The sequence below is a fragment of the Alteromonas sp. S167 genome, from assembly GCF_036864375.1.
Lineage (GTDB): Bacteria > Pseudomonadota > Gammaproteobacteria > Enterobacterales > Alteromonadaceae > Alteromonas.
This window is the reverse complement of the sequence record NZ_JAZETR010000010.1, coordinates 13,522-39,130: the sequence shown is the minus strand read 5'-3', so window position 1 is coordinate 39,130 and position 25,609 is coordinate 13,522. Positions and strand designations below refer to the sequence as shown.

The 25,609-nt window shown below is 41.8% G+C and carries 28 protein-coding genes; all 28 read left to right on the top strand.

Translation table 11 applies throughout. From position 1 onward, the window contains the following. Nucleotides 1-124 precede the first annotated feature (124 nt). The 28 genes from V7R35_RS14980 to V7R35_RS14845 all read left to right on the top strand — a co-directional run bounded on the left by V7R35_RS14980 (nucleotide 125) and on the right by V7R35_RS14845 (nucleotide 25,609). On the top strand, nucleotides 125-775 hold the full coding sequence (locus V7R35_RS14980) for a response regulator (RefSeq protein WP_334015713.1): 651 nt from the start codon (nucleotides 125-127) through the stop codon (nucleotides 773-775). A 221-nt stretch (nucleotides 776-996) separates the two neighbouring features. After that, nucleotides 997-1,365, top strand: coding sequence for a 50S ribosomal protein L14 (gene rplN / locus V7R35_RS14975; protein ID WP_012519228.1), 369 nt, complete (start codon nucleotides 997-999; stop codon nucleotides 1,363-1,365). A 12-nt stretch (nucleotides 1,366-1,377) separates the two neighbouring features. Beyond that, the gene (rplX, locus tag V7R35_RS14970; RefSeq protein ID WP_334015712.1) at nucleotides 1,378-1,692 is read left to right on the top strand and encodes a 50S ribosomal protein L24; all 315 of its coding nucleotides are present in this window, start codon (nucleotides 1,378-1,380) and stop codon (nucleotides 1,690-1,692) included. Nucleotides 1,693-1,709: 17 nt separating this feature from the next. Next, entirely contained in the window at nucleotides 1,710-2,249 is a 540-nt protein-coding gene (gene rplE / locus V7R35_RS14965; protein ID WP_071816102.1) for a 50S ribosomal protein L5, read from the top strand. Between the two features lie 12 nt (nucleotides 2,250-2,261). Next, nucleotides 2,262-2,567 carry a 30S ribosomal protein S14 gene (rpsN, locus tag V7R35_RS14960; protein ID WP_012519225.1) on the top strand — a complete coding sequence of 102 codons (306 nt, stop codon included), beginning with the start codon at nucleotides 2,262-2,264 and terminating at the stop codon, nucleotides 2,565-2,567. Nucleotides 2,568-2,580: 13 nt separating this feature from the next. Next, nucleotides 2,581-2,973, top strand: a complete 393-nt coding sequence (gene rpsH, locus V7R35_RS14955; protein ID WP_131093534.1) for a 30S ribosomal protein S8 — start codon at nucleotides 2,581-2,583, stop codon at nucleotides 2,971-2,973. Nucleotides 2,974-2,986: 13 nt separating this feature from the next. Further along, nucleotides 2,987-3,520, top strand: a complete 534-nt coding sequence (gene rplF / locus V7R35_RS14950; RefSeq protein WP_334015711.1) for a 50S ribosomal protein L6 — start codon at nucleotides 2,987-2,989, stop codon at nucleotides 3,518-3,520. A gap of 12 nt (nucleotides 3,521-3,532) precedes the next feature. Further along, a complete protein-coding gene (rplR, locus tag V7R35_RS14945; RefSeq protein WP_105932260.1) occupies nucleotides 3,533-3,886 on the top strand; it encodes a 50S ribosomal protein L18 in 354 nt (117 codons plus the stop codon). 9 nt (nucleotides 3,887-3,895) lie between these two features. Further along, nucleotides 3,896-4,396 carry a 30S ribosomal protein S5 gene (gene rpsE / locus V7R35_RS14940; RefSeq protein ID WP_012519221.1) on the top strand — a complete coding sequence of 167 codons (501 nt, stop codon included), beginning with the start codon at nucleotides 3,896-3,898 and terminating at the stop codon, nucleotides 4,394-4,396. Between the two features lie 6 nt (nucleotides 4,397-4,402). Then, complete coding sequence (rpmD, locus tag V7R35_RS14935) at nucleotides 4,403-4,582, top strand: 50S ribosomal protein L30 (RefSeq protein WP_044058207.1); 180 nt, start codon at nucleotides 4,403-4,405, stop codon at nucleotides 4,580-4,582. Nucleotides 4,583-4,585: 3 nt separating this feature from the next. Then, nucleotides 4,586-5,020, top strand: coding sequence for a 50S ribosomal protein L15 (gene rplO / locus V7R35_RS14930; RefSeq protein ID WP_012519219.1), 435 nt, complete (start codon nucleotides 4,586-4,588; stop codon nucleotides 5,018-5,020). Nucleotides 5,021-5,025: 5 nt separating this feature from the next. Then, nucleotides 5,026-6,345 (top strand): preprotein translocase subunit SecY, encoded by a 1,320-nt coding sequence (secY, locus tag V7R35_RS14925; RefSeq protein ID WP_159627411.1) that lies wholly within the window; start codon nucleotides 5,026-5,028, stop codon nucleotides 6,343-6,345. Between the two features lie 38 nt (nucleotides 6,346-6,383). Continuing rightward, complete coding sequence (rpmJ, locus tag V7R35_RS14920; RefSeq protein WP_012519217.1) at nucleotides 6,384-6,500, top strand: 50S ribosomal protein L36; 117 nt, start codon at nucleotides 6,384-6,386, stop codon at nucleotides 6,498-6,500. Between the two features lie 171 nt (nucleotides 6,501-6,671). Beyond that, entirely contained in the window at nucleotides 6,672-7,028 is a 357-nt protein-coding gene (rpsM, locus tag V7R35_RS14915; RefSeq protein ID WP_020746687.1) for a 30S ribosomal protein S13, read from the top strand. A gap of 14 nt (nucleotides 7,029-7,042) precedes the next feature. Continuing rightward, the gene (gene rpsK, locus V7R35_RS14910; protein ID WP_013786215.1) at nucleotides 7,043-7,435 is read left to right on the top strand and encodes a 30S ribosomal protein S11; all 393 of its coding nucleotides are present in this window, start codon (nucleotides 7,043-7,045) and stop codon (nucleotides 7,433-7,435) included. 24 nt (nucleotides 7,436-7,459) lie between these two features. Further along, nucleotides 7,460-8,080, top strand: a complete 621-nt coding sequence (gene rpsD, locus V7R35_RS14905) for a 30S ribosomal protein S4 (protein ID WP_012519214.1) — start codon at nucleotides 7,460-7,462, stop codon at nucleotides 8,078-8,080. Between the two features lie 19 nt (nucleotides 8,081-8,099). Further along, nucleotides 8,100-9,089 carry a DNA-directed RNA polymerase subunit alpha gene (locus tag V7R35_RS14900; RefSeq protein ID WP_334015833.1) on the top strand — a complete coding sequence of 330 codons (990 nt, stop codon included), beginning with the start codon at nucleotides 8,100-8,102 and terminating at the stop codon, nucleotides 9,087-9,089. Between the two features lie 41 nt (nucleotides 9,090-9,130). After that, nucleotides 9,131-9,532, top strand: a complete 402-nt coding sequence (gene rplQ, locus V7R35_RS14895) for a 50S ribosomal protein L17 (RefSeq protein WP_012519212.1) — start codon at nucleotides 9,131-9,133, stop codon at nucleotides 9,530-9,532. Between the two features lie 321 nt (nucleotides 9,533-9,853). Then, entirely contained in the window at nucleotides 9,854-12,841 is a 2,988-nt protein-coding gene (locus V7R35_RS14890; protein ID WP_334015709.1) for an SLBB domain-containing protein, read from the top strand. A gap of 136 nt (nucleotides 12,842-12,977) precedes the next feature. Further along, the gene (locus V7R35_RS14885; protein ID WP_334015708.1) at nucleotides 12,978-13,922 is read left to right on the top strand and encodes a Wzz/FepE/Etk N-terminal domain-containing protein; all 945 of its coding nucleotides are present in this window, start codon (nucleotides 12,978-12,980) and stop codon (nucleotides 13,920-13,922) included. A 2-nt stretch (nucleotides 13,923-13,924) separates the two neighbouring features. Further along, complete coding sequence (locus V7R35_RS14880) at nucleotides 13,925-14,956, top strand: undecaprenyl-phosphate alpha-N-acetylglucosaminyl 1-phosphate transferase (RefSeq protein WP_334015707.1); 1,032 nt, start codon at nucleotides 13,925-13,927, stop codon at nucleotides 14,954-14,956. Beyond that, on the top strand, nucleotides 14,953-16,068 hold the full coding sequence (gene wecB / locus V7R35_RS14875; protein WP_334015706.1) for a non-hydrolyzing UDP-N-acetylglucosamine 2-epimerase: 1,116 nt from the start codon (nucleotides 14,953-14,955) through the stop codon (nucleotides 16,066-16,068). Before V7R35_RS14880 ends, wecB begins: the two co-directional genes overlap by 4 nt. Nucleotides 16,069-16,101: 33 nt before the next feature. Then, on the top strand, nucleotides 16,102-17,358 hold the full coding sequence (wecC, locus tag V7R35_RS14870) for a UDP-N-acetyl-D-mannosamine dehydrogenase (RefSeq protein WP_334015705.1): 1,257 nt from the start codon (nucleotides 16,102-16,104) through the stop codon (nucleotides 17,356-17,358). Between the two features lie 6 nt (nucleotides 17,359-17,364). Further along, on the top strand, nucleotides 17,365-18,603 hold the full coding sequence (locus V7R35_RS14865; protein WP_334015703.1) for an O-antigen polymerase: 1,239 nt from the start codon (nucleotides 17,365-17,367) through the stop codon (nucleotides 18,601-18,603). 1,130 nt (nucleotides 18,604-19,733) lie between these two features. Next, nucleotides 19,734-20,717 (top strand): glycosyltransferase, encoded by a 984-nt coding sequence (locus tag V7R35_RS14860; protein WP_334015702.1) that lies wholly within the window; start codon nucleotides 19,734-19,736, stop codon nucleotides 20,715-20,717. Between the two features lie 259 nt (nucleotides 20,718-20,976). After that, nucleotides 20,977-21,819, top strand: a complete 843-nt coding sequence (locus V7R35_RS14855) for a hypothetical protein (protein WP_334015701.1) — start codon at nucleotides 20,977-20,979, stop codon at nucleotides 21,817-21,819. Then, the gene (locus V7R35_RS14850) at nucleotides 21,816-23,927 is read left to right on the top strand and encodes a bi-domain-containing oxidoreductase (protein ID WP_334015700.1); all 2,112 of its coding nucleotides are present in this window, start codon (nucleotides 21,816-21,818) and stop codon (nucleotides 23,925-23,927) included. Before V7R35_RS14855 ends, V7R35_RS14850 begins: the two co-directional genes overlap by 4 nt. Nucleotides 23,928-24,130: 203 nt before the next feature. Beyond that, nucleotides 24,131-25,609: a heparinase II/III family protein gene (locus tag V7R35_RS14845; RefSeq protein ID WP_334015699.1), complete on the top strand. Its 1,479-nt coding sequence runs from the start codon at nucleotides 24,131-24,133 to the stop codon at nucleotides 25,607-25,609.

Genomic DNA, 25,609 nt, shown 5'->3' with positions numbered 1-25,609 from the left:
AACTTTCATATATAAGCAGATGTTATAGGTTTAAAAGGCTGAGTAAAAAATACTCAGCCTTTTGTGTTGTAAATCTTCATGACGTTAGTAGCAGTTAACTTGGCCTTAAGGGGCGTCAATCCTCATGAGCATCATTAGCGATCTTCACAACATATCAAACGATAAAGCTCTGTCTTTTGACGAACGTTTAGATAGGTTGCTAGAAACAGGTACTACACTGCTTAACTTAGAAACGGGCATAGTGAGCAATATACGAGGTGATTCTTACCAAGTACTGAACGTGCACACTCCCGATGCTGCGATAACGCCAGGAATGCGTTTTCCACTTGCTGATATCCCACAAACCTTTGAAAAACATAAAGTACTTATTGTCGAAGACAACGAAATTAATCAGCTTGTTATTCGAGAACAGTTAAGAGACATAGGGTTATATGCCGACCTTGCCGAAAATGGTGAAGAAGCTGTTAAATTTGTGCAAGATGCTTATGAAACTGGCGACATCTATTCTATAATTTTGATGGATTGTCATATGCCCGTGATGGATGGACTAGAAGCCACCAAGCAAATTCGATTGTTGGAAGGTGATACCAAGCGAGTTCCCATTGTTGCCGTTACCGCGAATGTGTTGGCAGATGATAAAGAAAAGTGCTTGAATTCCGGCATGGACGACTTCATATCAAAACCAGTTGGTTGTGATAGTTTGAAAAAGTGCATTTTTCGACACATAAATTCGCCATTTTCAAGTAATGAAAATGGGCTAAAGGCTCCTGCATGATAACCCTCAACGTGGTTATCGGCCCCGGCTTTTAGTCGGGGCTTTTTTATTGCTCGCATAGTTTAAAAATAATTCAATTTACCGCTATCACTTCCCAAACTTTTCTGTTATTATTTCGCGCCCTTTTTATGGGGGTATGTACATAAAAGCAACGATATCCAGTTGTTTTTAGCAGCACTAACGACTCGGGAGAGTCTTAATTTTAAGAGCGGAGCACTAACATGATCCAAATGCAAACTAACCTGGACGTTGCAGACAACAGCGGCGCTCGCAGGGTTCAGTGTATTAAGGTTCTTGGTGGCTCGCATCGCCGTTATGCAGGTATCGGTGACATCATCAAAGTTACTGTTAAGGAAGCAATTCCTCGCGGTAAAGTTAAAAAAGGTGACGTACTGAACGCAGTGGTGGTGCGTACTAGAAAAGGCGTTCGTCGTGCAGATGGTTCTACCATCCGTTTTGACGGTAACGCGGCTGTTATGCTTAATGCAAACAAGCAACCAATTGGTACGCGTATCTTTGGCCCGGTTACCCGTGAGTTGAGAAGTGAAAACTTCATGAAAATCATCTCATTGGCCCCAGAGGTACTATAAGGAGTCACGATAATGGCTAATAAAATTCGTCGTGATGATGAAGTAGTCGTATTAGCGGGTAAAGACAAAGGCAAGCAAGGCAAAGTTCTTCGCGTGCTTATGGCTGATAACCGTGTAATTGTAGAAGGCATCAATCTTGTTAAGAAGCACACTAAGCCAAACCCACAATTGGGCGTAGCTGGTGGCATCGTTGAGAAAGAAGCTTCTATTCACGTTTCTAATGTTGCGATTGTTAACCCGGCAACGGGCAAAGCAGATCGCGTTGGTTTCCGTTTCGAAGATGAGAAGAAAGTACGTTTCTTCAAGTCTAACGGCGAACTTGTTTAATTATATTGGAGAGTACGATGGCGAAACTGCATGATTTCTATAAAGAAACAGTAGTAGCTGAACTTGCTAAGCAGTTCGGGTACAAAAGCGTCATGCAAGTCCCTCGGATTGAAAAAATCACTCTAAACATGGGTTTAGGTGAAGCAGTTGCTGACAAAAAGGTACTTGAGAATGCTCAAGCTGACATGACGGCTATCGCCGGTCAGAAGCCTGTTGTTACGGTTGCAAGAAAATCAGTAGCGGGTTTTAAAATCCGTGAAGGTTATCCGATTGGCTGTAAAGTAACCCTACGTGGCGAGCGTATGTGGGAATTCCTAGAGCGTTTGATTTCAATCGCTATCCCGCGTATCCGCGATTTCCGTGGTTTGAATCCTAAATCATTCGACGGTCGTGGTAACTACAGCATGGGCGTGCGTGAGCAAATCATTTTCCCTGAAATCGATTTCGATAAAGTGGATAAAGTTCGTGGTATGGATATTACTATCACTACCAGTGCGAGCTCTAATGAAGAAGCACGTGCTCTGCTGGACGCGTTTAACTTCCCATTCAAAAAGTAAGGGTGTAGGGTTATGGCAAAAGAATCAATGAAGGCACGTGAAGCTAAGCGTACTAAGCTAGTAGCTAAGTATGCTGAAAAGCGCGCCGCACTTAAAGCGATTATCAGCGATGTTAACGTTTCTGAAGAAGAGCGTTGGGACGCTGTTCTGAAGCTACAACAACTGCCACGTGACTCAAGTTCTTCACGTCAACGTAACCGTTGCCGTGTAACTGGTCGTCCACATGGTTACCTACGCAAATTCGGTCTTAGCCGTATCAAGCTTCGCGAAGCTGCGATGCGCGGTGAAGTCCCTGGCCTTAAGAAAGCCAGCTGGTAAGGAGTAGCTGATAATGAGCATGCAAGATCCTATCGCGGATATGTTTACCCGCATCCGTAACGGCCAGATGGCACAGAAAGTTTCTGTAACTATGCCTTCTTCAAAACTTCGCGTTGCTATTTGTGAAGTATTGAAAGCAGAAGGTTACATTGCAGACTTCGCTGCTTCTGGTGACGTTAAGCCTGTTTTAGAAGTTACGCTTAAGTACTTCGAAGGCAAGCAAGTAATTGACACTATCGAACGTGTAAGCCGTCCTGGTCTGCGCATCTATAAGAAAAAAGATGAGCTTCCAAAGGTTATGGGTGGTTTAGGCATCGCTATCGTGTCGACTTCTAAAGGTGTGATGACTGACCGTGCAGCGCGTAACGCTGGCATGGGCGGTGAGATCATCGGTTATGTAGCATAACGGAGGAGTTGAAATGTCACGTATAGCAAAAGCCCCAGTAGACGTTGTATCAGGTGTAGAAGTTTCTATCTCTGGTCAAGAAGTTACTGTTAAAGGTAGTAAAGGCACTTTGACTCGCGTTTTCAATGACGCTGTTGAAATTGCACAGGAAGACAACCAATTGAAAGCACTTCCACGTGAAGGCTTTGCAAACAATTGGGCACAAGCAGGTACTGCTCGTTCTATCCTAAATGCAATGGTTCAAGGTGTTTCACAAGGTTTCGAGAAAAAACTTACATTGTTAGGTGTTGGTTACCGTGCACAAGCACAAGGTGCCAAACTAAACCTTACTCTAGGTTTCTCTCACCCTGTAGTATACGAAATGCCAGAAGGCATTACGGTTGAAACTCCTAGCCAAACTGAAATCGTCGTTAAAGGCGCCGATAAGCAGGTGGTTGGTCAGGTTGCGGCGAACATTCGTGGTTACCGTCCACCAGAGCCTTACAAAGGCAAAGGTGTACGTTACTCTGACGAAAACGTACGTCGTAAAGAAGCTAAGAAAAAGTAGGTGGGTGATACGATGGATAAGAAAACAGCTCGCATTCGTCGCGCTACTCGCGCACGTGCAAAAATTCGTGAACTGGCCGCGCATCGCTTGGTAGTTAACCGTACACCTCGCCACATCTACGCTCAGTTAATCGCTCCTTGCGGTTCTGAAGTGTTGGCTGCAGCTTCAACTGTTGAGAAAGATCTTGCAAAAGGTCTTAAGTCTACAGGTAACGCTGAAGCAGCGACGGTAGTCGGTAAAGCAATCGCAGAGCGCGCACTTGAGAAAGGCATTAAAGCAGTGGCTTTCGATCGTAGTGGTTTCCAATACCACGGTCGCGTTAAAGCATTAGCTGATGCAGCTCGCGAAGCTGGTCTTCAGTTCTAGGAGTTTATAATGGCTAAACAAGACGTTCAAAATGGTGAATTTCTAGAGAAATTGATCGCTGTAAACCGCGTTTCTAAAGTGGTTAAAGGTGGTCGTATCTTTAGTTTCACTGCATTGACAGTAGTGGGTGACGGTAACGGTCGCGTTGGTTTTGGTTACGGTAAGGCACGTGAAGTACCTGCTGCAATCCAAAAAGCAATGGAAAAGGCACGTCGCAACATGGTTGACGTAGACCTTAACGGTCACACGTTACAGCACCCTATTAAAGGTCGTCACTCTGGCTCTAAAGTTTACATGCAGCCAGCATCAGAAGGTACCGGTATTATTGCTGGTGGTGCGATGCGTGCAGTACTTGAAGTAGCTGGTGTACAAAACGTACTTTCAAAATGTTACGGCTCTACAAACCCAATCAACGTTGTACGTGCAACAATCAACGCGCTGACAGAAATGAACAGCCCGGCGAAAGTTGCTGCGAAGCGTGGATTGTCTGTAGAAGAAATTTTGGGGTAATCAGACATGGCAACGATTAAAGTAAAGCAAACTAAAAGTGCAATTGGCCGTCTGCCAAAGCACAAAGCTACGCTTAAAGGTTTAGGCCTTCGTAAAATCAACCATGTTCGTGAACTGGAAGATACCCCAGCCGTTCGTGGCATGATCAACCGTGTAAATTACATGGTTGAGATAGTGGAGGAGTAAGACATGCGTTTAAATACAATTTCTCCAGCCGAAGGTTCAAAGCCTACTGGTAAGCGTTCTGGTCGTGGTATCGGCTCAGGTCTTGGTAAAACAGGTGGCGTAGGTCACAAAGGTCAAAAAAGCCGTTCAGGTGGCCGTGTTAAGCCAGGATTCGAAGGTGGTCAGATGCCTATCCAGCGTCGTCTTCCTAAGTTCGGTTTCACTTCACGCAAGAGCTTTGTTACTGATCAAGTAACTCTTGCTGAAATCGCGAAGGTTGACGGTGATACAGCGTCTCTTGAGACTTTAAAAGCAGCTGGACTTGTTAAGAAAGAAATCCAGTTCGTTAAAGTTGTTAAGAGCGGTGAAGTATCACGCGCTGTAACAGTAAGCGGTTTAAAGGTTACTAAAGGCGCTAAAGAAGCGATTGAAGCTGCTGGCGGTAAAGTAGAGGAATAAGCTAGATGGCTAAACCAGGATTGGATTCAGGCGCTAAAAGCGGCTTGAGTGAGCTAAAAGCAAGATTGTTGTTCGTACTTGGTGCGATTGTTGTTTTCAGACTAGGTTCTTATGTTCCTATTCCTGGCATCGATCCAGCGGTACTTGCTGACTTGTTCGAGCAACAAAAAGGCACCATTGTAGAAATGTTTAACATGTTCTCTGGTGGTGCGCTTGAGCGTGCATCCGTTCTGGCTTTGGGCATTATGCCATACATTACTGCATCCATTATCATGCAGTTGCTCTCGGTGGTTCACCCACCGATGGTAGAGCTTAAAAAAGAAGGCGAAGCAGGCCGTCGTAAAATTAGCCAGTACACGCGTTACCTAACGCTAGTATTGGCTATCTTCCAATCAATTGGTATTTCGACTGGTTTGCCTAACCTGATTAATGGATTGGTAATAAACCCTGGCTTCGGATTCTACTTTACGGCAGTAGTGAGCCTAGTCACAGGAACTATGTTCCTTATGTGGTTAGGTGAGCAAATTACCGAACGAGGTATTGGTAACGGTATCTCTATATTGATTTTTGCTGGTATTGTTGCCGGTCTGCCAACAGCGATAGGTCAGACTGCGGAACAAGCAAGGCAGGGCGACATTAACATGTTGTTCCTACTGTTGATTGGCGTTATTGTTATCGCTCTTACATACCTAGTTGTATTTGTAGAGCGCGGACAGCGCAGAATTGTGGTAAACTACGCAAAACGTCAGCAAGGCCGTCAGGTTTTTGCTGCGCAAAGCACCCATTTACCGCTAAAAGTCAACATTGCTGGTGTTATTCCACCAATCTTTGCTTCTAGCATTATTCTGTTCCCGGGTACTATCGCAGGATGGTTCGGACAGAATGAATCAACAGCGTGGTTGCAAGATGTAGCGCTTATGCTATCTCCTGGTCAACCGCTGTACGTGATGTTATATGCAGCAGCTATTATCTTCTTCTGCTTCTTCTACACGGCGTTGGTTTTCAACCCGCGTGATACAGCAGACAATTTGAAGAAGTCTGGTGCGTTCATTCCTGGTATTCGTCCAGGTGAACAAACGTCGCGTTACATTGACAAGGTAATGACTCGCCTTACACTGGCTGGCGCACTGTACATAACCTTTATTTGTTTAGTGCCTGAATTCATGCTAATTGCTTGGAATGTGCCGTTCTACTTCGGTGGTACGTCGCTTCTAATTATTGTAGTGGTTATCATGGACTTTATGGCACAAGTACAGACACATTTGATGTCGAGTCAATATGAGTCTGTGCTGAAAAAAGCTAACCTTAAAGGCTACGGCCGATAAGTTAGCCCCTTAATTTTGAAAGAAAGGGGAAAGATGTAATGAAAGTTCGTGCATCAGTAAAAAAGATTTGCCGTAATTGTAAAGTTATCAAGCGCAACGGTGTTGTGCGTGTAATTTGCAGTTCTGACCCTAAGCATAAGCAGCGTCAAGGCTAATCTAAGCGGTACAGAATATTGGCAAGACTGTAAGCAGAACCTGACAATACTTATCAGGTTCTGCAGTTTTGCTTTTTGGTATTCTGAACCTTTATTTGCAATTTAGTCGACGGGTAAGTATCCTATCGGGCTTTTTAGGTCGTCGACAAATAAACAAGAGGAGTGCTGTTAATGGCCCGTATCGCTGGCATTAACATTCCTGAGCACAAGCATGCTGTAATCGCTATCCAAGCGATCTACGGTATCGGTCCCACACGTGCGAAAAGCATCTGTGCGGGCGCTGGTGTTGCAGAAAATACAAAAATCAAAGAGCTAGACGAAGCTACTATTGATAAGCTTCGTGACGAAGTGGCAAAGTTCACTGTTGAAGGTGATCTGCGTCGTGAAGTCTCTATGAGCATCAAACGTTTGATGGACCTGGGTTGCTTCCGTGGTATTCGCCACCGTCGTAGCTTGCCTCTACGTGGTCAGCGCACTAAAACTAATGCGCGTACCCGTAAAGGTCCTCGTAAGCCAATTAAGAAGTAAGCGGGGAGTAAGTTATGGCTAAAGCACCAGCTCGTAGCACGCGTAAACGCGCTAAACGTCAGGTTGCAGACGGTATGGCTCATATCCATGCGTCTTTCAACAACACAATTGTGACTATTACAGACCGTCAAGGCAATGCACTAGCATGGGCGACATCTGGTGGTTCAGGTTTCCGTGGTTCACGTAAATCTACCCCTTTTGCTGCACAGGTAGCTGCTGAGCGTGCAGGTGTTGCTGCACAAGAATACGGTCTTAAGAACCTTGAAGTATTCGTTAAAGGTCCAGGTCCAGGCCGTGAGTCTGCGATCCGTGCTCTTAACGCTACAGGTTATAAGATCACAAACATTACCGATGTGACCCCTATTCCTCACAACGGTTGTCGTCCACCGAAAAAACGTCGCGTTTAATCGACGGACAGTTGGAGAAAGATCATGGCAAGATATTTGGGTCCAAAACTCAAACTTAGCCGTCGCGAAGGAACTGACCTGTTCCTTAAGAGCGGCGTTCGCGCAATCGATTCTAAATGTAAAATCGATACAGCGCCTGGTCAGCACGGTGCCCGTCGTGGCCGTCTGTCTGACTACGGTGTACAGCTGCGTGAAAAACAAAAAGTTCGTCGTATGTACGGCGTACTGGAAAAGCAATTCCGCAACTACTATAAAGAAGCTGCACGTCTAAAAGGCAACACAGGTGAAAACTTGCTACAGCTTTTAGAACAGCGTCTTGATAACGTAGTTTATCGTATGGGTTTCGCTAGCACTCGTGCTGAAGCACGTCAGCTAGTTAGCCACAAGGCGATCATGGTTAATGGTCAAGTTGTGAACATCCCATCATTTAACGTTTCTGCCGAAGACGTGGTTTCTGTTCGTGAGAAAGCTAAAAAGCAAGCGCGTATCGTTGCTGCTTTGGAACTTGCTGACCAACGTGAGAAGCCAACCTGGATTGAAGTAGACAGCAGCAAAATGGAAGGCACTTTCAAGCGCGTTCCTGAAAGAACTGACCTGTCTGCGGAAATTAACGAACAGTTGATCGTCGAACTTTACTCTAAGTAAAGCTAACTAAAGAGGAAGCATTGTGGGTTCTGTGACTGAATTCCTAAAACCGAGATTAGTAGAGATCGAAAACGTTTCTCCTACTCGTGCCAAAGTAACTTTGGAACCACTAGAGCGCGGCTTTGGCCACACTCTAGGTAACGCCCTACGTCGTATCTTACTGTCATCTATGCCAGGATGTGCAGTTACCGAAGTAGAAATTGATGGCGTTCTTCACGAGTACAGCACCAAAGAAGGTGTTCAGGAAGACGTAATTGAAATCCTGCTAAATCTAAAAGGTTTAGCGGTTCGCCTTGAAGGTAAAACTGAGGCAACCCTAACTCTAGTGAAATCTGGCGCTGGCCCTGTTGTTGCTGGTGATATTCAGCATGATGGCGACGTAGAAATTACAAACCCTGAGCATGTTATTTGTACTTTAACCGGCGAAGCTGAAATCAGCATGCGCATTAAAGTAGAAATGGGCCGTGGTTATGTACCAGCTTCTACCCGTCGCTCCTCTGAAGAAGATGATCGTCCAATTGGTCGTTTGTTAGTAGACGCTTCATACAGCCCAGTTGAACGTATTGCTTACAGTGTAGAGTCTGCTCGTGTTGAACAACGCACAGACCTAGACAAACTAATCATCGACATGGAAACGAACGGTACTTTAGATCCTGAAGAAGCGATCCGCCGTTCTGCAACCATCCTAGCTGAGCAGCTAGACGCATTCGTAGACCTACGTGATGTATCTGAGCCAGAAGCGAAGGAAGAGAAGCCAGAATTCGATCCAATTCTGCTTCGTCCAGTAGATGACCTAGAGCTAACAGTACGTTCTGCAAACTGTTTGAAAGCAGAAGCTATCCAGTACATTGGTGACCTGGTACAGCGCACTGAGGTTGAGCTACTTAAAACGCCTAACCTTGGTAAGAAATCGCTAACTGAAATCAAAGATGTTCTTGCATCTCGTGGTCTTTCTCTAGGTATGCGCCTAGAAAACTGGCCGCCAGAGAGCATCGCTGAAAAAGATTAATCAGGTTTATATCAAACTGATTTGTAGAGAAGGATAAAACTATGCGCCATCGTAAGAGTGGTCGTCAGTTGAATCGCAACAGCAGCCATCGTCAAGCTATGTTCAAAAACATGGCAGGTTCTTTGGTCAAGCACGAAGTGATCAAAACTACGTTACCAAAAGCGAAAGAATTACGTCGCGTAATCGAGCCTCTAATCACTATGGCTAAAGAAGACAGCGTTGCAAACCGCCGTCTAGCTTTTGCCCGCACTGGTGATAAAGAGGTTGTAGGTAAACTATTCAACGAGCTTGGTCCTCGTTACGAAGCTCGCCCAGGCGGTTACACTCGCATTCTTAAATGCGGTTTCCGTGCTGGCGACAATGCCCCAATGGCATATGTTGAGCTAGTTGACCGTCCAGTTGTAGAAGCTGAAGAAGAAGCAGTTGAAGCAACTGAAGAGTAATAATTACTCTTTATTCTGAGTTATCAGAATTTAAGAAAAACCCGGCTTAGGCCGGGTTTTTTGTTGTTTGCAAACACACATAAGTTGTTACAAAAAGTAAAAGTTCAAGATTGCTATTGCATATCGCTTACCTAGCCTATTCATACCGTTAATACCATTGAAACTGCCTTTTAAAAAATTCATACTAGAGTGTGATCCATTTCGTCAAATTTAATACTTTGGTATTGGAAATTTTTAGGCTAAACAGGTAGAATCCCGCGCCTGTGCTTAATCATCTGGACTGAAGTAGTGGCACGCTCACGCATAATTAAGGGAATCAATGTGAAGAAAATCTGTTTTATCATTGTATCATTCGTATCAATGACGATGTCCTCGCAAGTATCAGCGGTTACCCCAACACCAGAACAACTGAACATGTTTATGCAGTTGCCAAAAGCGCAGCAAGAGGCGTTGGCCGCCCAGTATGGTGTTGATTTAAATTCTTTAAAGCAAACATCACAAACTCAACAGGCGTCTCCTTCGCTGAATGAATTAAATGGTGAGCGAAATAATTCGGAAGTTAATGCAAAGGACGTCAAGAATAACAGTGAACGCTCTTCAACGTTCGCTGGCTTTAATGACAATCAGGTTCAAATCTCTCAAATCAACGTTGGCGATAATCAGATAGTACGGTGCGTTCCACGCAGCCAAGTAACAGAAGAGCAGCAGGCCGACTTAGGCGCTCGAGTAATACAGCCAAAAATGGCTATGTTTGATGATGTTGAGCGTCGTAAAAGCGAGCGTGAAGAGCCCTTATTCAGTGACGATTTTTACTGTTTTGCTGAACAAAATAAACAAACACGATTTTCTCTTCAAAACGATACTGAAAAAGAATTAAAACCTTTTGGTTACGATTTGTTCGCCAGCGAACCTAGTACTTTTGCACCTGTTTCAGATGTTCCTGTTCCAAATGAGTATGTACTGGGCCCTGGCGACACAATTCGTGTAAAAATTTATGGAAAGGAAGCACAAGACTACTCATTAGTAGTTAATCGCGAGGGCGATGTTGATATACCAAAGCTTGGCCCGTTTTCAGTTGTTGGTAAAAGCTTCTCTGATGTGCGCAAAGAATTAAGCGAAGAAATTAGCAATCGAATCATCGGTGTTCGCAGCAACATTTCAATGGGCGAACTGCGCTCTATTCGTGTTTTCGTTTTGGGTGAGGCCTACAAGCCTGCAAGCTACACACTAAGCTCGCTTTCTACTGTAACACAAGCCATCTTTGCCGCTGGCGGTGTTAGTGACATTGGCTCACTTCGTAATATTCAAGTAAAAAGACAAGGCAACGTAGTTGCAGAGCTAGACTTATACGACCTACTGTTAAAAGGTGATACCAGCGGTGACGTAAGTTTAATGGCTGGTGACGTAGTGTTTATTCCTACTCGCGGAAAAACGGTAGCGGTGAAGGGCTCGGTTACGCGCCCTGCAATTTATGAAGTGAAACAAGAAAGCTCGGTGAGAGATGTTATAAAACTCGCCGGGGGGTTGTTGCCAACCGCGTTTGGTGACATTGTTAAACTAGAGCGCATTACCACACAAGGTTTAAAGCAGGTTGTTAACGTAAACCTTAGAAACAAACGCATTCAACCTGTTCAAAATGGTGATGTGGTTGAGGTAAGTTCAACATTAGACACTGTAGAACAAAGTGTAACTTTACTTGGTCATGTAGCCCGCCCTGGTGTTTACGGCTGGTACGAAGGAATGCAGCTTAGCGAGCTACTGCCTAGTATTCACGATTTTAATCCACAGCCCGATTTAAACTACATTCTTATAACACGCGAAGATCCGCTAACAGGTGCAATTACTGCTTACGATGTAAACTACGCCGATTACCTTCGAAATAAAAAAGAGCAGTCAAACTTCACATTAGGCGCCAAAGACACCATTTATGTGTTTAACCGTGAAGAAGAAAGAGCGCTTAGTTTACGTACAGTTATTGAACAGCTTCAAAAGCAGACTACGCTAGCGCAGCCACCAAAAGTTGTGAAGGTTTCTGGTGCAGTTAGAAACCCTGGACATTACCCGTTAAGTGTTGGTGCAACAGTAAACAACGTTTTACGCGCTGCTATGGGTTATACCCAGCAAGCAGAATTGAATTTCGTATTACTTGCTCGCATCAACCAAAACACGTTCAAAACAGAACTTCGCTATATAGACCTAAACAGCGCTGAGCAGTTAAAGCTTGCACCGCTAGACCGTCTATTTGTGTTCAGTAAAAATGAACCCCGTGAGGAATTAATTGCAGACCTAATTGAAGAGCTTGGCTTACAAGCTACCAAAGGTTTTTCTCAGCAGTTAGTCACTATTAGTGGTGATGTGCGTTTCCCTGGAGTGTATCCGTATGTTGAAGGCATGACCAAAGACATGCTTATCAAATTGGCGGGCGATTTAAATGCATCAAGCTATATGGTAAACGCGGAACTTACGCGCTTTAAATCAGACGACGCGACACGCGCAGAACTTGTTCACAGCGTTGTAGAGCTTAATGAAGAAGTGGTATTGCAGCCGTTAGATACGCTGCTTATAAAGCGTATACCTGAATGGCGTGAACGCAGAACTATCAAATTAGCGGGCGAAGTGCAATTCCCAGGTATTTACGTTCTTCAAGAAGGTGAAACTCTTTCATCAGTAATCGAGCGAGCGGGCGGCTTAACAGACTTAGCGTACCCAATGGGCGCAGTATTCTCGCGCGAATCATTAAGAATACGTGAGCAAGAGCAGATTCAGCGACTTACTAAGGAACTCGAGTCTGAGCTGGCAACCTTAAGTGTTGATAAAAGTGACGATACTAAAAGCGTAAGTGCCGCAGAAGCTGAGCGTTTGAAAGACCGCCTAACAAATACTACGGCTATTGGCCGCTTAGTTATCGACTTACAAGCGCTTTGGGATGGCGACCTTCGCTTCGACCTTACGTTAAACGACGGTGACGAACTATATGTTCCTAAAATTTCACAGTCGGTAACTGTGATGGGCGAAGTGCAGTTCCCAACATCTCACCTATTCGACCCAGATCTAGATGCAAAAGAATATATTGAGAGTTCTGGTGGTCTGAAAGTACGTGCAGATGACGACCGTATTTACGTTGTACGAGCTAACGGTTCGGTATTTAGACCATCTTCAGGCTGGTTTAAAAACAATGAGATAATGCCTGGCGATACCATTGTGGTGCCGCTAGATACGGAATACAGAGATACGTTGAGCTTGTGGAGTACGGCTACGGGTATCCTTTACAATACCGCGATTGCTATTGCTGCGATTAATGGTTTGTAAGTTCATATCATAGTGGCTATGTCGAATAGATTAGCCAGAGTGACGTACGCATGTATCATGCAAGTCAATATCGATACTGAGATATTAAATCGACTGCGTTTCAGTACTTTCGCAGTCGTTATGGAGTAATAGACTAATGTACAATCAGGATGGGAATCCGCAAATCGCTAGTAACGTTTCTGAAGACGAAATAGACTTGAAGGAACTTTTCACTGCGCTTTGGCAAGGAAAGTGGGCAATCTTGGGCGCTGTCTTAACTGCTGCAGTAGTTGCAATTTTTTATGCGCTTAGTATTCCTAACATCTATAAAAGTGAGGCATTGCTCGCTCCTGTAGAAGAAAACAATGGCGGTAGTCTCAGTTCTTTAGCCGGTCAGTTCGGTGGGTTAGCTTCTTTGGCCGGCATAAATCTTGGTGGAGCCTCGTCTGGAAAAATAACGATAGCGTTGGAGTTACTAAAAAGCAGACAGTTTCTAGGTGAATTTATAGACGAAAATGACCTGAAACCAGCAATTATCGCTGCTGAAGGCTGGGATCAGTCAAAAAATACCCTTGTTTACGATAAAGATATCTACGAGCTTGACCAGCAAAAGTGGGTAAGAGATGTTAATCCGCCCAAACAGGTAGAGCCGAGCCTATTAGAGGCACACCAAAAGTTTTTGAAAGATAACTTAATAGTTAGCCAAGACAAAGATTCCGGATTGGTGAAGTTGTCAGTAAAACATTATTCGCCATACTTAGCGCAAGAGTTAGTGTCAAAGCTAATCAAGGCCATCAATAAACAAATGCGTCAAAAAGATATTGAGGAAGCACAAAACAGCATCGAATATTTGCAGAAAGCGCTAAGAAAGACTGATGTAGCAGACATGCAGAGCGTTTTCTACCAATTGATTGAAAAGCAACAGCAAACAAAAATGCTAGCAAATGTTCGAGAAGAGTATGTTCTGAAAACTATAGACCCTCCTGTGGTTGCCGAAGAAAAATCAGAACCTAAACGTGCTATCATTGTTATACTTATGTCTATACTCGGCGGTATTATAGGATCCGTCTTTTCACTTATAAAATATTTCAGAAAAGGTTAGCAATGTTAGGGACCACATTACTCGTAACTTCTAGTATTTTAGCTTCACTTGTTCTTATAAATTCTTTAATAGCGGTTGCTCCAAAAATTGGCTTAATGGATAAGCCAAATATGCGGAAAACTCACAATGGTGATGTTCCCCTAATAGGCGGGTTAAGTGTTTTTGTCGCTGTCGCTTTATCGGTAACATTGTTCGTGCCACAAGACAACTCTGTAGTACTGTTTTTGATTGCTGGCGCACTCATGGTTTTTATGGGGATCTTAGACGATAAGTACGACTTGTCCGTTCGTATTCGTCTCGTTGGTCAATTTCTAATATCCGCCATACTTGTGTTTGGTGTGGGTGACTATATTTACACGTTCGGCAACTTATTTGGCCAAGGTGAGATTCAGTTGGGCTTGATTGGTATCCCGATAACTTTTTTGGCGGTAATTGCCGCTATTAACGCATTTAATATGGTCGATGGCATAGATGGGCTTTTAGGCGTCTGCGCGATTGTAGCAATTGGTGGTTTGGGCTACTTCTTTTTTGAAAGCGGCCAAGACCTTAATTTTTACATATGCGCAGCTTTCATAGGGGCTCTAATTCCTTTTCTACTCGCAAATTTCGGTGTGTTCCCTTTTAAAAGAAAGATATTCATGGGAGACGCAGGCTCAATGTTTATAGGCCTCGCTGTTGTATGGCTTATCGTTTCGGCAATAAAAGTACCACTAAACAGCTCTGAACCTCTAGCACCTGTTATGGCACTTTATTTAATAGCATTACCTTTTATGGATATGGTCGCCGTAGTTATTCGCAGAGTTAGAGGAAAGAAATCTCCTGTAAAACCGGGTCGAGATCACGCGCACCATATTATGCTTCAAGCTGGCTTTTCTTCTAAGCAGACCCTGTTTATTCTGGCAATCGTTTATTCCGCTATTGTTGCCTCTGGCTTTTTGTTAAACCAAATTCTTAGTGAGTTTCAGTTGTTCTTATCATACTTATTTGTATTCGGTGTTTACTTTACAATTTTTGAGAGGCTAGAAAAGTTATGAAAATCTTGACTGTTTTCGGTACGCGTCCCGAAGCCATTAAAATGGCTCCGTTAGTAGACGCTCTAGCAAAAGACAGGCGTTTCGAAGCAAAGGTTTGCGTTACTGCTCAACACCGCGAGATGCTTGACCAAGTGTTAGAGCTATTTAGCATCACGCCTGATTATGACTTAAACCTAATGAAAGCAGGCCAAACCCTGCCAGAGGTAACAAGTCGCATTCTGCTTGAGTTAACCCCCGTCTTAAAAGACTTCAAACCAGATGTCGTGCTTGTACATGGGGATACAGCAACTACTTTTGCAGCTAGTTTAGCTGCTTATTATGAGCAAATCGCAGTTGGGCATGTTGAAGCCGGGTTGCGTACGGGTAACATTTACAGCCCTTGGCCAGAAGAAGCAAACCGGAAGCTTACTGGAGCTCTAACCAAATATCACTTCGCGCCAACAGCAACAAGTAAAACCAACCTTCAAGCTGAAAATTATGATGATAGCAATATTCATATCACAGGCAATACAGTAATTGATGCGCTTTTGATGGTTAAGGAAAAATTAGAGTCAAATGAAGATTTAAACGCCACATTAAACGCTCAGTTTCCATTTTTAGACGAAACTAAAAAACTTGTACTTGTAACCGGTCACCGCCGTGAAAGCTTCGGAGGCGGGTTTGAGCGTATTTGTGAAGCACTTGTAGAAGTGGCAAAAGCTAATTCAAATGTACAAGTAGTTTATCCAGTACATTTAAATCCTAATGTTCAAGAGCCAGTGAACCGCATTTTAGCGAGTGTCAATAACATCAAGCTAATTGAACCGCAACAGTACCTACCCTTTGTGTATTTAATGAACCGCGCGCACATCATTTTAACGGACTCAGGCGGTATTCAAGAAGAGGCCCCCAGCCTTGGTAAGCCAGTATTGGTAATGCGCGATACCACAGAACGCCCAGAGGCAGTAGAAGCTGGCACTGTAAAACTTGTTGGTACGAATAAAGCAACCATTATTAATGAGCTAACCACATTACTTACCAGCCAAGATGCGTATAACGAAATGAGCTTTGCTCATAACCCATATGGCGACGGAAAAGCGTGCGAGCGTATTTTAGATATCTTGGCACAATAAAAATTTTAAAGTTTAATAAGTTTAGGGAATATCATGTCATTTAATACTATCTCAGTAGTGGGCCTTGGTTATATTGGCCTGCCTACTGCAGCTATGTTTGCATCACGAAAAAAACAAGTTATTGGCGTTGATGTAAATCAACATGCGGTTGATACAATTAACCGCGGTGAAATCCATATTGTTGAACCAGAGTTGGATATGATAGTGCACGCAGCAGTGAAGGAAGGCTACCTAAAAGCCGTCACTGCGCCAGAGCCGGCCGATGCCTTCCTAATTGCAGTGCCTACACCATTTAAAAATAATGGCAGTACTATCCCCGAACCAGACCTTGCTTATATTGAATCTGCAAGTAAGGCCATTGCGCCAGTGCTAAAAAAGGGTGATTTAGTAATTTTAGAATCTACTTCACCTGTAGGCGCAACAGAAAAAATGGCCGAATGGTTAGCAGAAGCACGGCCAGATTTAAGCTTTCCGCAAACAACAGGTGAAAATGCCGACGTTAACGTAGCACATTGCCCAGAACGCGTATTACCTGGTCACGTTGTACGCGAGCTCGTTGAAAACGACCGCGTTATCGGTGGTATGACTAAAACGTGTTCAAACCGTTCTATTGAACTATATAAAACCTTTGTAGAGGGTGAGTGCGTTATAACAAACGCACGTACCGCTGAGATGGCAAAACTTACTGAAAACTCATGCCGTGATGTACAGATTGCGTTTGCGAATGAGCTTTCAATCATTTGTGACAAGCTGGACATTAATGTGTGGGAGCTTATTTCACTGGCTAACCGCCATCCTCGCATCAATATTTTACAACCAGGCCCAGGTGTAGGTGGTCACTGCATCGCAGTGGACCCATGGTTTATAGTCAGTAAAACACCTGATGAGGCAAAAATCATTCACACTGCACGCCAAGTGAATGACGCAAAACCGGATTGGGTCATTGATAAAGTTAAAATTGCAATTAGTGACTTTTTACAAGCTAATCCAACTAAGCGCATTGAAGATATTACAATTGCTTGTTATGGTCTTGCTTTTAAACCAGATATTGATGACTTACGTGAAAGTCCTGCTATGGGAATCACACGTCAAATTGCAGCAATGCACCAAGGGAGAGTGATCGCTGTTGAACCAAATATAACGAAACTAAGCAATGAGCCCTTTGACTTAAAAACACTAGAGCAGGCTTCATTAGAAGCTGATGTCGCAGTATTACTGGTAGATCATAAGGAATTCAAAGCTACAAAAAGCCCACAAGCCATATTAGTTGATACGAAAGGAATTTGGTAATCTTCGATGGACATACATAGTTACAACGTAACTATATTTGGAGTGTTACTAGCTTTAAATGTGGTTCTATTCCTCTTCAGTGGCAAACCATTCTCTGTTTACTTCTTTCGCCCGAGTCAAGTTGCAATTAACTATGTATTGTTTTCATTTTTATTTGGTGCGATTCTTTTCTCGCATGGAAATGTTTACTATAAAAATTATATTAATGAAAGTGCGCTGTGGAGCTGGCAAACTATATTATATAGTTCTATATTTATGTTTTCTTTGATAATACATAGCTATATTTATTCTTATAAAATACCAACTTTATTCTTTAAAAAAAATGATTGCTATGCGCTACCTAAAACATATGGAGTATTGGGTTTAATTTTAATCTACATATATACTAAAACCGAGTTCTACCCACTCTATATGCTAGGTTTGCCCTTAGCAACCGTACCGTTTTTTAACGAAAAATTTTCATTTCTTACGAAGTTTACTTTCGTTATCTTCTTTTTAGTTGTCTTAGCACCTGTAGCAATTTTTTCAAAAAGACTTTTAATATTTCCAATACTATCGATAATTATTCTCCTGACTTACGGAAAAAAGATAAGTCTTTTAAAAGTGGCTCTAGTACCTGTCATGCTCATGGTAATGATTTTGTCTTTTTCTGTACTAAGAGGTTATGGTGGTGTTCAGGTAGATAGTTTCTATTCACTTCTAAATGCTGTTTATCTATATGTCAATTCAGATATATTTTATTCGGCACTGGGAAATAATACGGAAGTTACGTACTTTTATTTCCATAGCCTGAATGCTATTCATATTTTTAATGACGATATTGGCGAGCTATTGTTTGGTAAAACATTATTAAAGGGGGTTCTTCTAGGTTGGAATAGTACTGGGCTCTCTTTACCTATTATTAGCTCAATTGACGCATATACCAAATTGTATGATCCCAGCTTTCGAAATATAGGAGGGTCTTTTCCCGTAAATTATTTATCAGAGTTGTTTATGAACTTTCATATATTAGGGGTTTTTTTCGCTCTGTTGATAACTGATATATTTGAACGTTTTTGGTTTTATTGTATCAAGGCTAAAACGTCGATAGGCAGTAAAGTTTCTATGGCCCTTTTTTTATTTATATTCATACTATATTACCGAGGTTCTAGTTTTGATATTTTGGTTTATAATTTGATCTTAGCGGTGATTTTCGTGTGTATTATTGAGTCTCTACAAGCGATGTTAAAAAAGAATGATCAATAAAGCAGTTGCTGAATTTTTTTCAAGATTGTTAATTTGGTTTAGAGTTTTTAGTCCTGGATTTTTTCTTCTAAATGTAGAGTATGGTTTAGTAATAAAATACGTTACTTATGAAGTTTTAGTCGGCGGTATCTCTTCGTACTTTTGTATTAAGCATATGATGATACATCATAGCAGAAATAGCGAACTTATACTTTTTATTCAATCTTCGGTCTTATGCTTGCTTCTTTGTTCAATAATATTTTTGTTGGATGATGTTTTTTTCGTAAATTTATTTTTTTCCTCACTTTTCTTCACTTTTTCACAAATAGCACTTTATTCAATAAGACTGAAAACAACACGTTATGCCGCTTTTAGGCTTTGCTCTAGTGTGCTTTCGACAGCTGTCTTTTATCTGCTTTTGTTAATAAATGTAGAATATTTTAGTGAGTATTACTATTTCGTATCGTTGTCTTCTTTTCTGTGTGCTCTTTATTTTATGAACGAGCAGTTAACTTACAGGGTGAATGTTGTAGATGTATTAAATTTTATTCGATATAATTTCAAAGATATTCTTAATTTTACGTTTATTTCGATATCCACAAACAGCTGGACATACGGAATCAGGTTGCTAATAGTGTTTTATTTAGGCCAAGAAGCCTTAGGACAGTTCAGTAAACCTTTGATGTTGGCTAGTGCAATAACATTTTTATATGCTATCACAATGATTATTTTTGAACCTAAAATTTTAGCTTCAAAGTCATCAGACAATGCAGTTGTTAAGAAGGTAGCGTTTTTTAATTTTATAGTTGGTTGTTTTTATTTTTTTTCAATTCACCTTATAAGCTTGGTTCCTTTGAATTTTATATCTGAAGTTAAAAGCGATTATATCAATGTACTGTTTTACGTTATCTTTCTTTCAGTTTTTATTCATGGAATATATTTGCCGATTAATTCGAAGCTCATATCCTTCGGAAACAGCAATATGAATCTGATAAGTGTTCTAATTGCAGCGCTTTCGATGTTTACTTATATATCATGCGTAGGAAAATCCATATCTTTGTTAGACTTCTCAATTTCATACTTAATCTCTGAAGTGGTATTGGTTTTAACTACGTTTTTACTTTTGATTAGGTCGTTTGGGAAGATGAAAGATGAACGATAGATTTATTATAACAATTGGTTGCCCTGAGTGGAGGCAACCAATGTTAGAAAGTTTAAGTAACAAAGGGTTCGATATTTATATAATAGGTGAAGCATGTGTTCCAAGTCCTTTTCGTAAGCTTGCAATAAGGAATTTCTTGGGTTGTTATTTTGTGGACTCAAGTTGTCTAGATAAATATAAGAGTGGAGTTTGCATTTTTGATAAAAAACTTTTTTTATGGCTGATTTTATCAAGAATGGTTTCGAAGTCTTTTCTTTGGGGCATCGGAAAAGGAAATAATTTCCTTGTAAATAAAATGAGGGCTTTCGTTTCAAATAGAAGCTTAGGAATAATTTCTTACATGCCGCTCAATGACGCTTCCTTTAAAACAGCAGGTTACATCGTAAATAGTGTATTTTCAGAAGCCAAATTTAGTTGGAGTAATTCTTACAAGTTATTATTTATAGGTGGTTTAAATAAAAGGAAAAGGATAGATGTTCTAATTTCAGCCTTAAAGATATGCCACTCCCTCAATTATTACTTTACGCTTGACGTAATAGGTGACGGGCAGGAGAGAAATAAACTCGAACGTATGGTGCAAAATCTCAATCTTTCCAAATTTGTAAATTTTCATGGTCATATATCTGAATCTTGTACTAAAGCGGACGTTATCAAAGGAAGCTTCTTGTCAGTATCGCCAGGCCAAGCGGGTTTATCGATCTTAGAGTCAATGTCATACGGTATTCCTTTCTTGACTTCAAGGAATGCAATCAGCGGAGGCGAGATTAAGAATATTTCAGACTGCTATAACGGGTATTTGGTAGATGATTATAAAGACCCGATAGAACTTGCTTTGAAAATGATTAAAATAAAGCAAGACGAAAATATAGAGCAGGTATCTATGAATGCGCATGACTATTTCACTCGTTACGCTAACGGACACGATATGACAAAAAGATTTCTAGACATAGTAGAGGGTGGATGTGGAAGTTAATGTTTTTCAGTTCAAAGGGTATCCATGTGTAAGGACCCGAAAAGTAATCGCTTCTTTCATAGAGTCTGGTCATGACGTAACCTTCTATGGAGTTCATCGTGGAGAAGACGTTGGCATAACATCCGGTTATAGTATAAGACACCTAGGCTTGCCCTCAAAGCGAGGTTCGTTTTCTAAGTTGTTTTCAATTCCAATCTATTTCTTCATAACGTTTTTTATATATTTCTTTAAAAAAAGTAAAAGTCGCTGCTTTTATATTGTGGATTTTGACGCTTCGTTAGGAATATATTTATCTGCTAAACTCCTTGGCAAGAAAGGAATTATTTTATATGACGTATTGGATACATATGCTGACAGATATGTAGGTGCTTCTTATATTTCTGGGGTGCTAAGGTATCTTGAGTCCAAGGTTTTTTCTTTTTCAGATTATGGCATTCATGTTGATTCATTTCGAGTAAATACCCTTTATTCAGAAAATGTGAATACTTATATTATTCATAACAAACCCCGATTCGATGACTTAGTACCAATAGAGAACAAGGCAAAAAACGACTGCTTTACAATCCTTATTTCTGGTGGCGTTTATGAGCATAGAGGTGTTTTAAAAATAATTACGGCTGTGAACGATTTAATCCAGCAAGGTTATAATTTGAAGGTTGACGTCATTGGTTTTGGTGATGAAAGCGTTGTTGAGAACCTCAATAGGCATCGTTTTGTTACTTTCCACGGATACGTTAGTTCTCTTGAAGCCCAAAAATTTTCATTGAACAGCGACCTTATTGGTTGCTTATACGACCCGGAATCTCCTATCAATCGGATGGCGAGTCCTAATAAAGTCTTTGATGCTGTCGCTAACGCAACGCTTGCACTGGTTAATCAAGAAGTCAACAGTGGTACAAAGTCTAGTGAAGCATTGAATGTAGTTGAGTGCGAATATAATTCATCTGACTCAATAAAAGCAGCAATCATGAATGCCATGCATAAGATGGGTGATTGTCATTTCAGAAGCTCTCTCATTCAACGTGCTAACGATTTTAGAAATGGCGAATTGTGGGATTCAGAGTTCGCTTGTTTAACTGATAAGCTTCAGAGTAATTCATGAAACAAGTATTACAAAACCTCGCTAATGGCGAGACGTCATTAGTTGATGTGCCTTGCCCTAAGGCTAAAAAAGGGAATGTTTTAATTGAAACCACTAAAACACTCGTTTCAGTAGGCACTGAACGTATGTTAGTGGATTTTGGTAAATCAGGCTGGATTGAAAAAGCGCGTTCTCAACCAGACAAAGTAAAAATGGTGCTAGACAAAGTTAAAACCGACGGTTTTTCTGCAACTTATGATGCAGTTAAATCGAAACTTGACCAGCCATTACCGCTAGGGTATTGCAACGTAGGCACAGTACTTGATGGCGGTGACACGGGCTTTGAGGCAGGTACTCGTGTGGTTTCTAACGGTAACCATGCAGAAGTAGTGCGTGTACCTAAAAACTTGGTGGCTGCTATTCCTGACGGCGTTGATGACGAATCAGCATCATTTACAGTTTTAGGTGCTATTGCCATGCAAGGCATCCGGTTAATTAAACCAACAATAGGTGAAACAGTTGTTGTAACTGGCTTAGGTTTAATTGGTTTACTTGCCGTACAGATATTAAAAGCAAATGGTTGCCGCGTACTTGGTATTGATTTTGATTCAGCTAAGTGTGAGTTAGCAAAACAATTTGGTGCAGAAGTTGTTGACCTTTCAAAAGGTGAAGACGCTCTTGTGGCTGCAGAGGCATTTTCTCGCGGCCGAGGCGTTGATGCTGTGCTAATTACTGCTAGCTCAAAGAGCAATGACATCATGCACCAAGCAGCCACTATGTGCCGCAAGCGTGGCCGCATTGTATTGGTAGGTGTGGTTGGTTTAGAGCTAAGTCGTGCTGATTTTTATGAGAAAGAGCTAAGTTTTCAGGTATCTTGCTCTTATGGCCCAGGCCGTTATGACGAAGAGTACGAAGATAAAGGCAAAGATTACCCGTTTGCTTTTGTGCGTTGGACTGAGCAGCGTAACTTTGAAGCGATTCTTGATTTAATGGCGTCGGGTACTGTGAATGTGAAGCCGCTTGTCAGCCACCGTTTTGCAATTGATGATGCAAAAGCTGCATACGAAAAACTAGATGATAGAGCATCTCTAGGTATTGTTTTGGATTACAGCAAAACCAATGCTGCTGATCTAACCAAAGCAACAGTTGTACTTAATGAGCAAGCTAGCTTTGCCGCTAGTAAAGGTAACGTTGCGTTTATCGGTGGTGGCAACTATGCATCACGTGTATTAATACCGGCATTCAAAAATGCAGGCGCTAACTTAACTTCTATTGTAACTAGTGGCGGTATTAGTGCGGTACACCATGGTAAGAAGAATGGTTTTGCCAATGCGTCTACAGACCTTGATAAGGCGCTTGATAGTAATACAGATACCGTAGTGATTGCCACGCAGCATAACTTGCATGCGCCTCAAGCCATTGCAGCTCTTGAAAAGGGCAAGCATGTGTTTGTAGAAAAGCCACTTGCGCTTAATCATGCTGAAATAGATGCGATAGAAGCGGTGCAACAAGCTGCAAACACAATGGTAATGGTTGGCTACAATCGTCGTTTTGCGCCACAAGTGCAAAAAATGAAAGCATTGCTAGCGAAAAAAGCAGCACCTAAGACCTTCATTATGACGATGAACGCAGGTGATATCCCTGCTGATCATTGGACGCAAGACCCTGCAGTGGGTGGCGGCCGTATTATTGGTGAAGCTTGCCACTATATTGATTTAATGCGCTTTTTGGCCGGTTCTAAGATTAAGTCTTTCTCAGCGATAAAAATGGGTGAGAATGATTATGTCGAAGTCACTGAAGACAAAGCCATTATTACCATCACGTTTGAGGATGGCTCTGTTGGTTCGATTCACTACTTTGCTAATGGTGGTAAATCATTCCCGAAAGAACGCGTTGAAGTGTTCTGTGATGATGCAGTGTTACAACTAGACAACTTCCGTAAACTAACGGGCTTTGGCTGGAAAGGTTTCTCAAAAATGAACCTGTGGTCACAAGACAAAGGCCAAGCGGCCTGCTCACAAGCTTTTATGGACGCAGTAAAAGCGGGAGGCGTGAGCCCAATCCCTCAAGATGAAATTTTTGAAGTTGCACGTGTATCAGTTGATATTGCTGAGCAATTACGCAACTAATCCACATTAATAAGGATGTATCAAGGGGGCTTTGCCCCCTTTTTGTGATTATGAAAAAGCTACTTTTACTATTCCACACGCTCAAATATCTTCGTTGGCCGCAATTCTATTTTAGGATTTACCGCAAGTTAATTAAACCTAAAGTAACAGAGCAATACGCGGGGCATGAACCACAAAAAAGTGCTATGTGGGTGCATGCTCCTTTGTATGACGAAAAAATTTCATCACAATTGGCGGCTACTTTTTTAGGGTTTACTAAACAGCTAGACCTACCTGCAGATTGGAACGATGAGTCGCATAGTAAGTTATGGGTTTATAACCTTCATTATTTTGAAGATTTACTCTCAGTAAATGCCAACACTAAGCATGATTTTCATATCGCACTTTTAAATAAATGGGCTGCTGAAAACCCCATAGGGTTAGGCAACGGCTGGGAGCCATACCCGATTTCGCTACGAGTGCCCAACATTCTTAAAGCATGGCAAGCTGGTTTGCCACTGCAGGAAAAGCACTTTAAAAGTGTTTATGCACAAGCTAGCTTTTTATCTAATGATTTAGAAAAGCACCTGTTGGGAAACCATTATTTTGTAAACCTCAAGGCACTGCTTTTTGCTGGCGTAATTTTTAATAACACTCGTTGGTTAAAGCTTGCAGAAAAAGGGCTAATGTCAGAAATCCCAGAGCAAACGCTCGAAGATGGTGCTAATTTTGAGCTCACACCCATGTATCACTCTTTGATTCTGGTAGATATGCTTGACATGTATAACTTGTGCAGGGCTTATCCAAAACAAGTATCCAAAGAGTTAACTCATCTTATTGAAAGTTACATTCCTAAAATGCTTAACTTCATGCAGTTGGTATCGCATAACGACCAGGGCGTGAGCTTTTTTAATGACTCGGTGGATGGGATTGCACCTAACCAAGCGCGCATTAAGGCATATGCTCAAGCGCTTGGTTTTAGCTTGCTAGAATTAGATATACAACAAGTAAATGCAATAGACTCTCGCCCTAGCGGATATATGGTCGCTACTCACAGTGGTAACAAACTGATTTTTGACGCTGGTAACGTGGGCCCTGATTACATACCAGGGCATGCTCACGCAGACACGTTAGCATTTGAATTGTCGATTGGAAGTGAACGTGTATTTGTTAATACAGGTACTTCACGATACGGGGTAGGTGAAAAACGTCTTCAAGAGCGTAAAACACTGTCTCACAATACAGTTGAAGTTGATGATTTAGATTCATCACAAGTTTGGGGCGGATTTAGAGTTGCAAAGCGTGCTCGGATAACATCTGCGTCAGCTAAGGTAGTTGCTGATACAATAGAGCTAAAGGCAGGACACGATGGTTATCAGGTAATCTACTCAGGTCCTCATCATCATCGAACAGTGTTTCTCAGTGAATCAACGCTTAAAGTAATCGATAAGTTAGATGGCAAATTTTCACGAGCAAAGGCACGCTTTTATCTGCATCCAGACCTAAACGTCACGTTAATTAATGAAAAGTTAAAGGTAATAGGCAAGCGTTTTGAACTAGTTGCTGATTTAAAAGGTCATCAAGCGATGGTCTCTAAAAGTAATTGGCATCCAGGCTTTGGAATATCACAACAAAATAGCTGTTTGGAAATTATGTTTAGTAGCCCTGAAAACCATATCGAATTTACCTGGAATGCTAAGTAG

What these genes read in the sequence shown, in the direction of transcription:
- rplQ (WP_012519212.1), top strand. Translation starts at nt 9,131, where the DNA reads ATGCGCCATCGTAAGAGTGGTCGTCAGTTGAATCGCAACAGCAGCCAT.
- rpmJ (WP_012519217.1), top strand. Translation starts at nt 6,384, where the DNA reads ATGAAAGTTCGTGCATCAGTAAAAAAGATTTGCCGTAATTGTAAAGTT.
- V7R35_RS14885 (WP_334015708.1), top strand. Translation starts at nt 12,978, where the DNA reads ATGTACAATCAGGATGGGAATCCGCAAATCGCTAGTAACGTTTCTGAA.
- rpsN (WP_012519225.1), top strand. Translation starts at nt 2,262, where the DNA reads ATGGCAAAAGAATCAATGAAGGCACGTGAAGCTAAGCGTACTAAGCTA.
- rplO (WP_012519219.1), top strand. Translation starts at nt 4,586, where the DNA reads ATGCGTTTAAATACAATTTCTCCAGCCGAAGGTTCAAAGCCTACTGGT.
- rplX (WP_334015712.1), top strand. Translation starts at nt 1,378, where the DNA reads ATGGCTAATAAAATTCGTCGTGATGATGAAGTAGTCGTATTAGCGGGT.
- rpmD (WP_044058207.1), top strand. Translation starts at nt 4,403, where the DNA reads ATGGCAACGATTAAAGTAAAGCAAACTAAAAGTGCAATTGGCCGTCTG.
- rpsE (WP_012519221.1), top strand. Translation starts at nt 3,896, where the DNA reads ATGGCTAAACAAGACGTTCAAAATGGTGAATTTCTAGAGAAATTGATC.
- V7R35_RS14865 (WP_334015703.1), top strand. Translation starts at nt 17,365, where the DNA reads ATGGACATACATAGTTACAACGTAACTATATTTGGAGTGTTACTAGCT.
- wecB (WP_334015706.1), top strand. Translation starts at nt 14,953, where the DNA reads ATGAAAATCTTGACTGTTTTCGGTACGCGTCCCGAAGCCATTAAAATG.
- rplF (WP_334015711.1), top strand. Translation starts at nt 2,987, where the DNA reads ATGTCACGTATAGCAAAAGCCCCAGTAGACGTTGTATCAGGTGTAGAA.
- rpsD (WP_012519214.1), top strand. Translation starts at nt 7,460, where the DNA reads ATGGCAAGATATTTGGGTCCAAAACTCAAACTTAGCCGTCGCGAAGGA.
- rplR (WP_105932260.1), top strand. Translation starts at nt 3,533, where the DNA reads ATGGATAAGAAAACAGCTCGCATTCGTCGCGCTACTCGCGCACGTGCA.
- V7R35_RS14980 (WP_334015713.1), top strand. Translation starts at nt 125, where the DNA reads ATGAGCATCATTAGCGATCTTCACAACATATCAAACGATAAAGCTCTG.
- rpsH (WP_131093534.1), top strand. Translation starts at nt 2,581, where the DNA reads ATGAGCATGCAAGATCCTATCGCGGATATGTTTACCCGCATCCGTAAC.
- V7R35_RS14880 (WP_334015707.1), top strand. Translation starts at nt 13,925, where the DNA reads ATGTTAGGGACCACATTACTCGTAACTTCTAGTATTTTAGCTTCACTT.
- rpsK (WP_013786215.1), top strand. Translation starts at nt 7,043, where the DNA reads ATGGCTAAAGCACCAGCTCGTAGCACGCGTAAACGCGCTAAACGTCAG.
- V7R35_RS14860 (WP_334015702.1), top strand. Translation starts at nt 19,734, where the DNA reads ATGAACGATAGATTTATTATAACAATTGGTTGCCCTGAGTGGAGGCAA.
- rplN (WP_012519228.1), top strand. Translation starts at nt 997, where the DNA reads ATGATCCAAATGCAAACTAACCTGGACGTTGCAGACAACAGCGGCGCT.
- rpsM (WP_020746687.1), top strand. Translation starts at nt 6,672, where the DNA reads ATGGCCCGTATCGCTGGCATTAACATTCCTGAGCACAAGCATGCTGTA.
- secY (WP_159627411.1), top strand. Translation starts at nt 5,026, where the DNA reads ATGGCTAAACCAGGATTGGATTCAGGCGCTAAAAGCGGCTTGAGTGAG.
- wecC (WP_334015705.1), top strand. Translation starts at nt 16,102, where the DNA reads ATGTCATTTAATACTATCTCAGTAGTGGGCCTTGGTTATATTGGCCTG.
- V7R35_RS14850 (WP_334015700.1), top strand. Translation starts at nt 21,816, where the DNA reads ATGAAACAAGTATTACAAAACCTCGCTAATGGCGAGACGTCATTAGTT.
- rplE (WP_071816102.1), top strand. Translation starts at nt 1,710, where the DNA reads ATGGCGAAACTGCATGATTTCTATAAAGAAACAGTAGTAGCTGAACTT.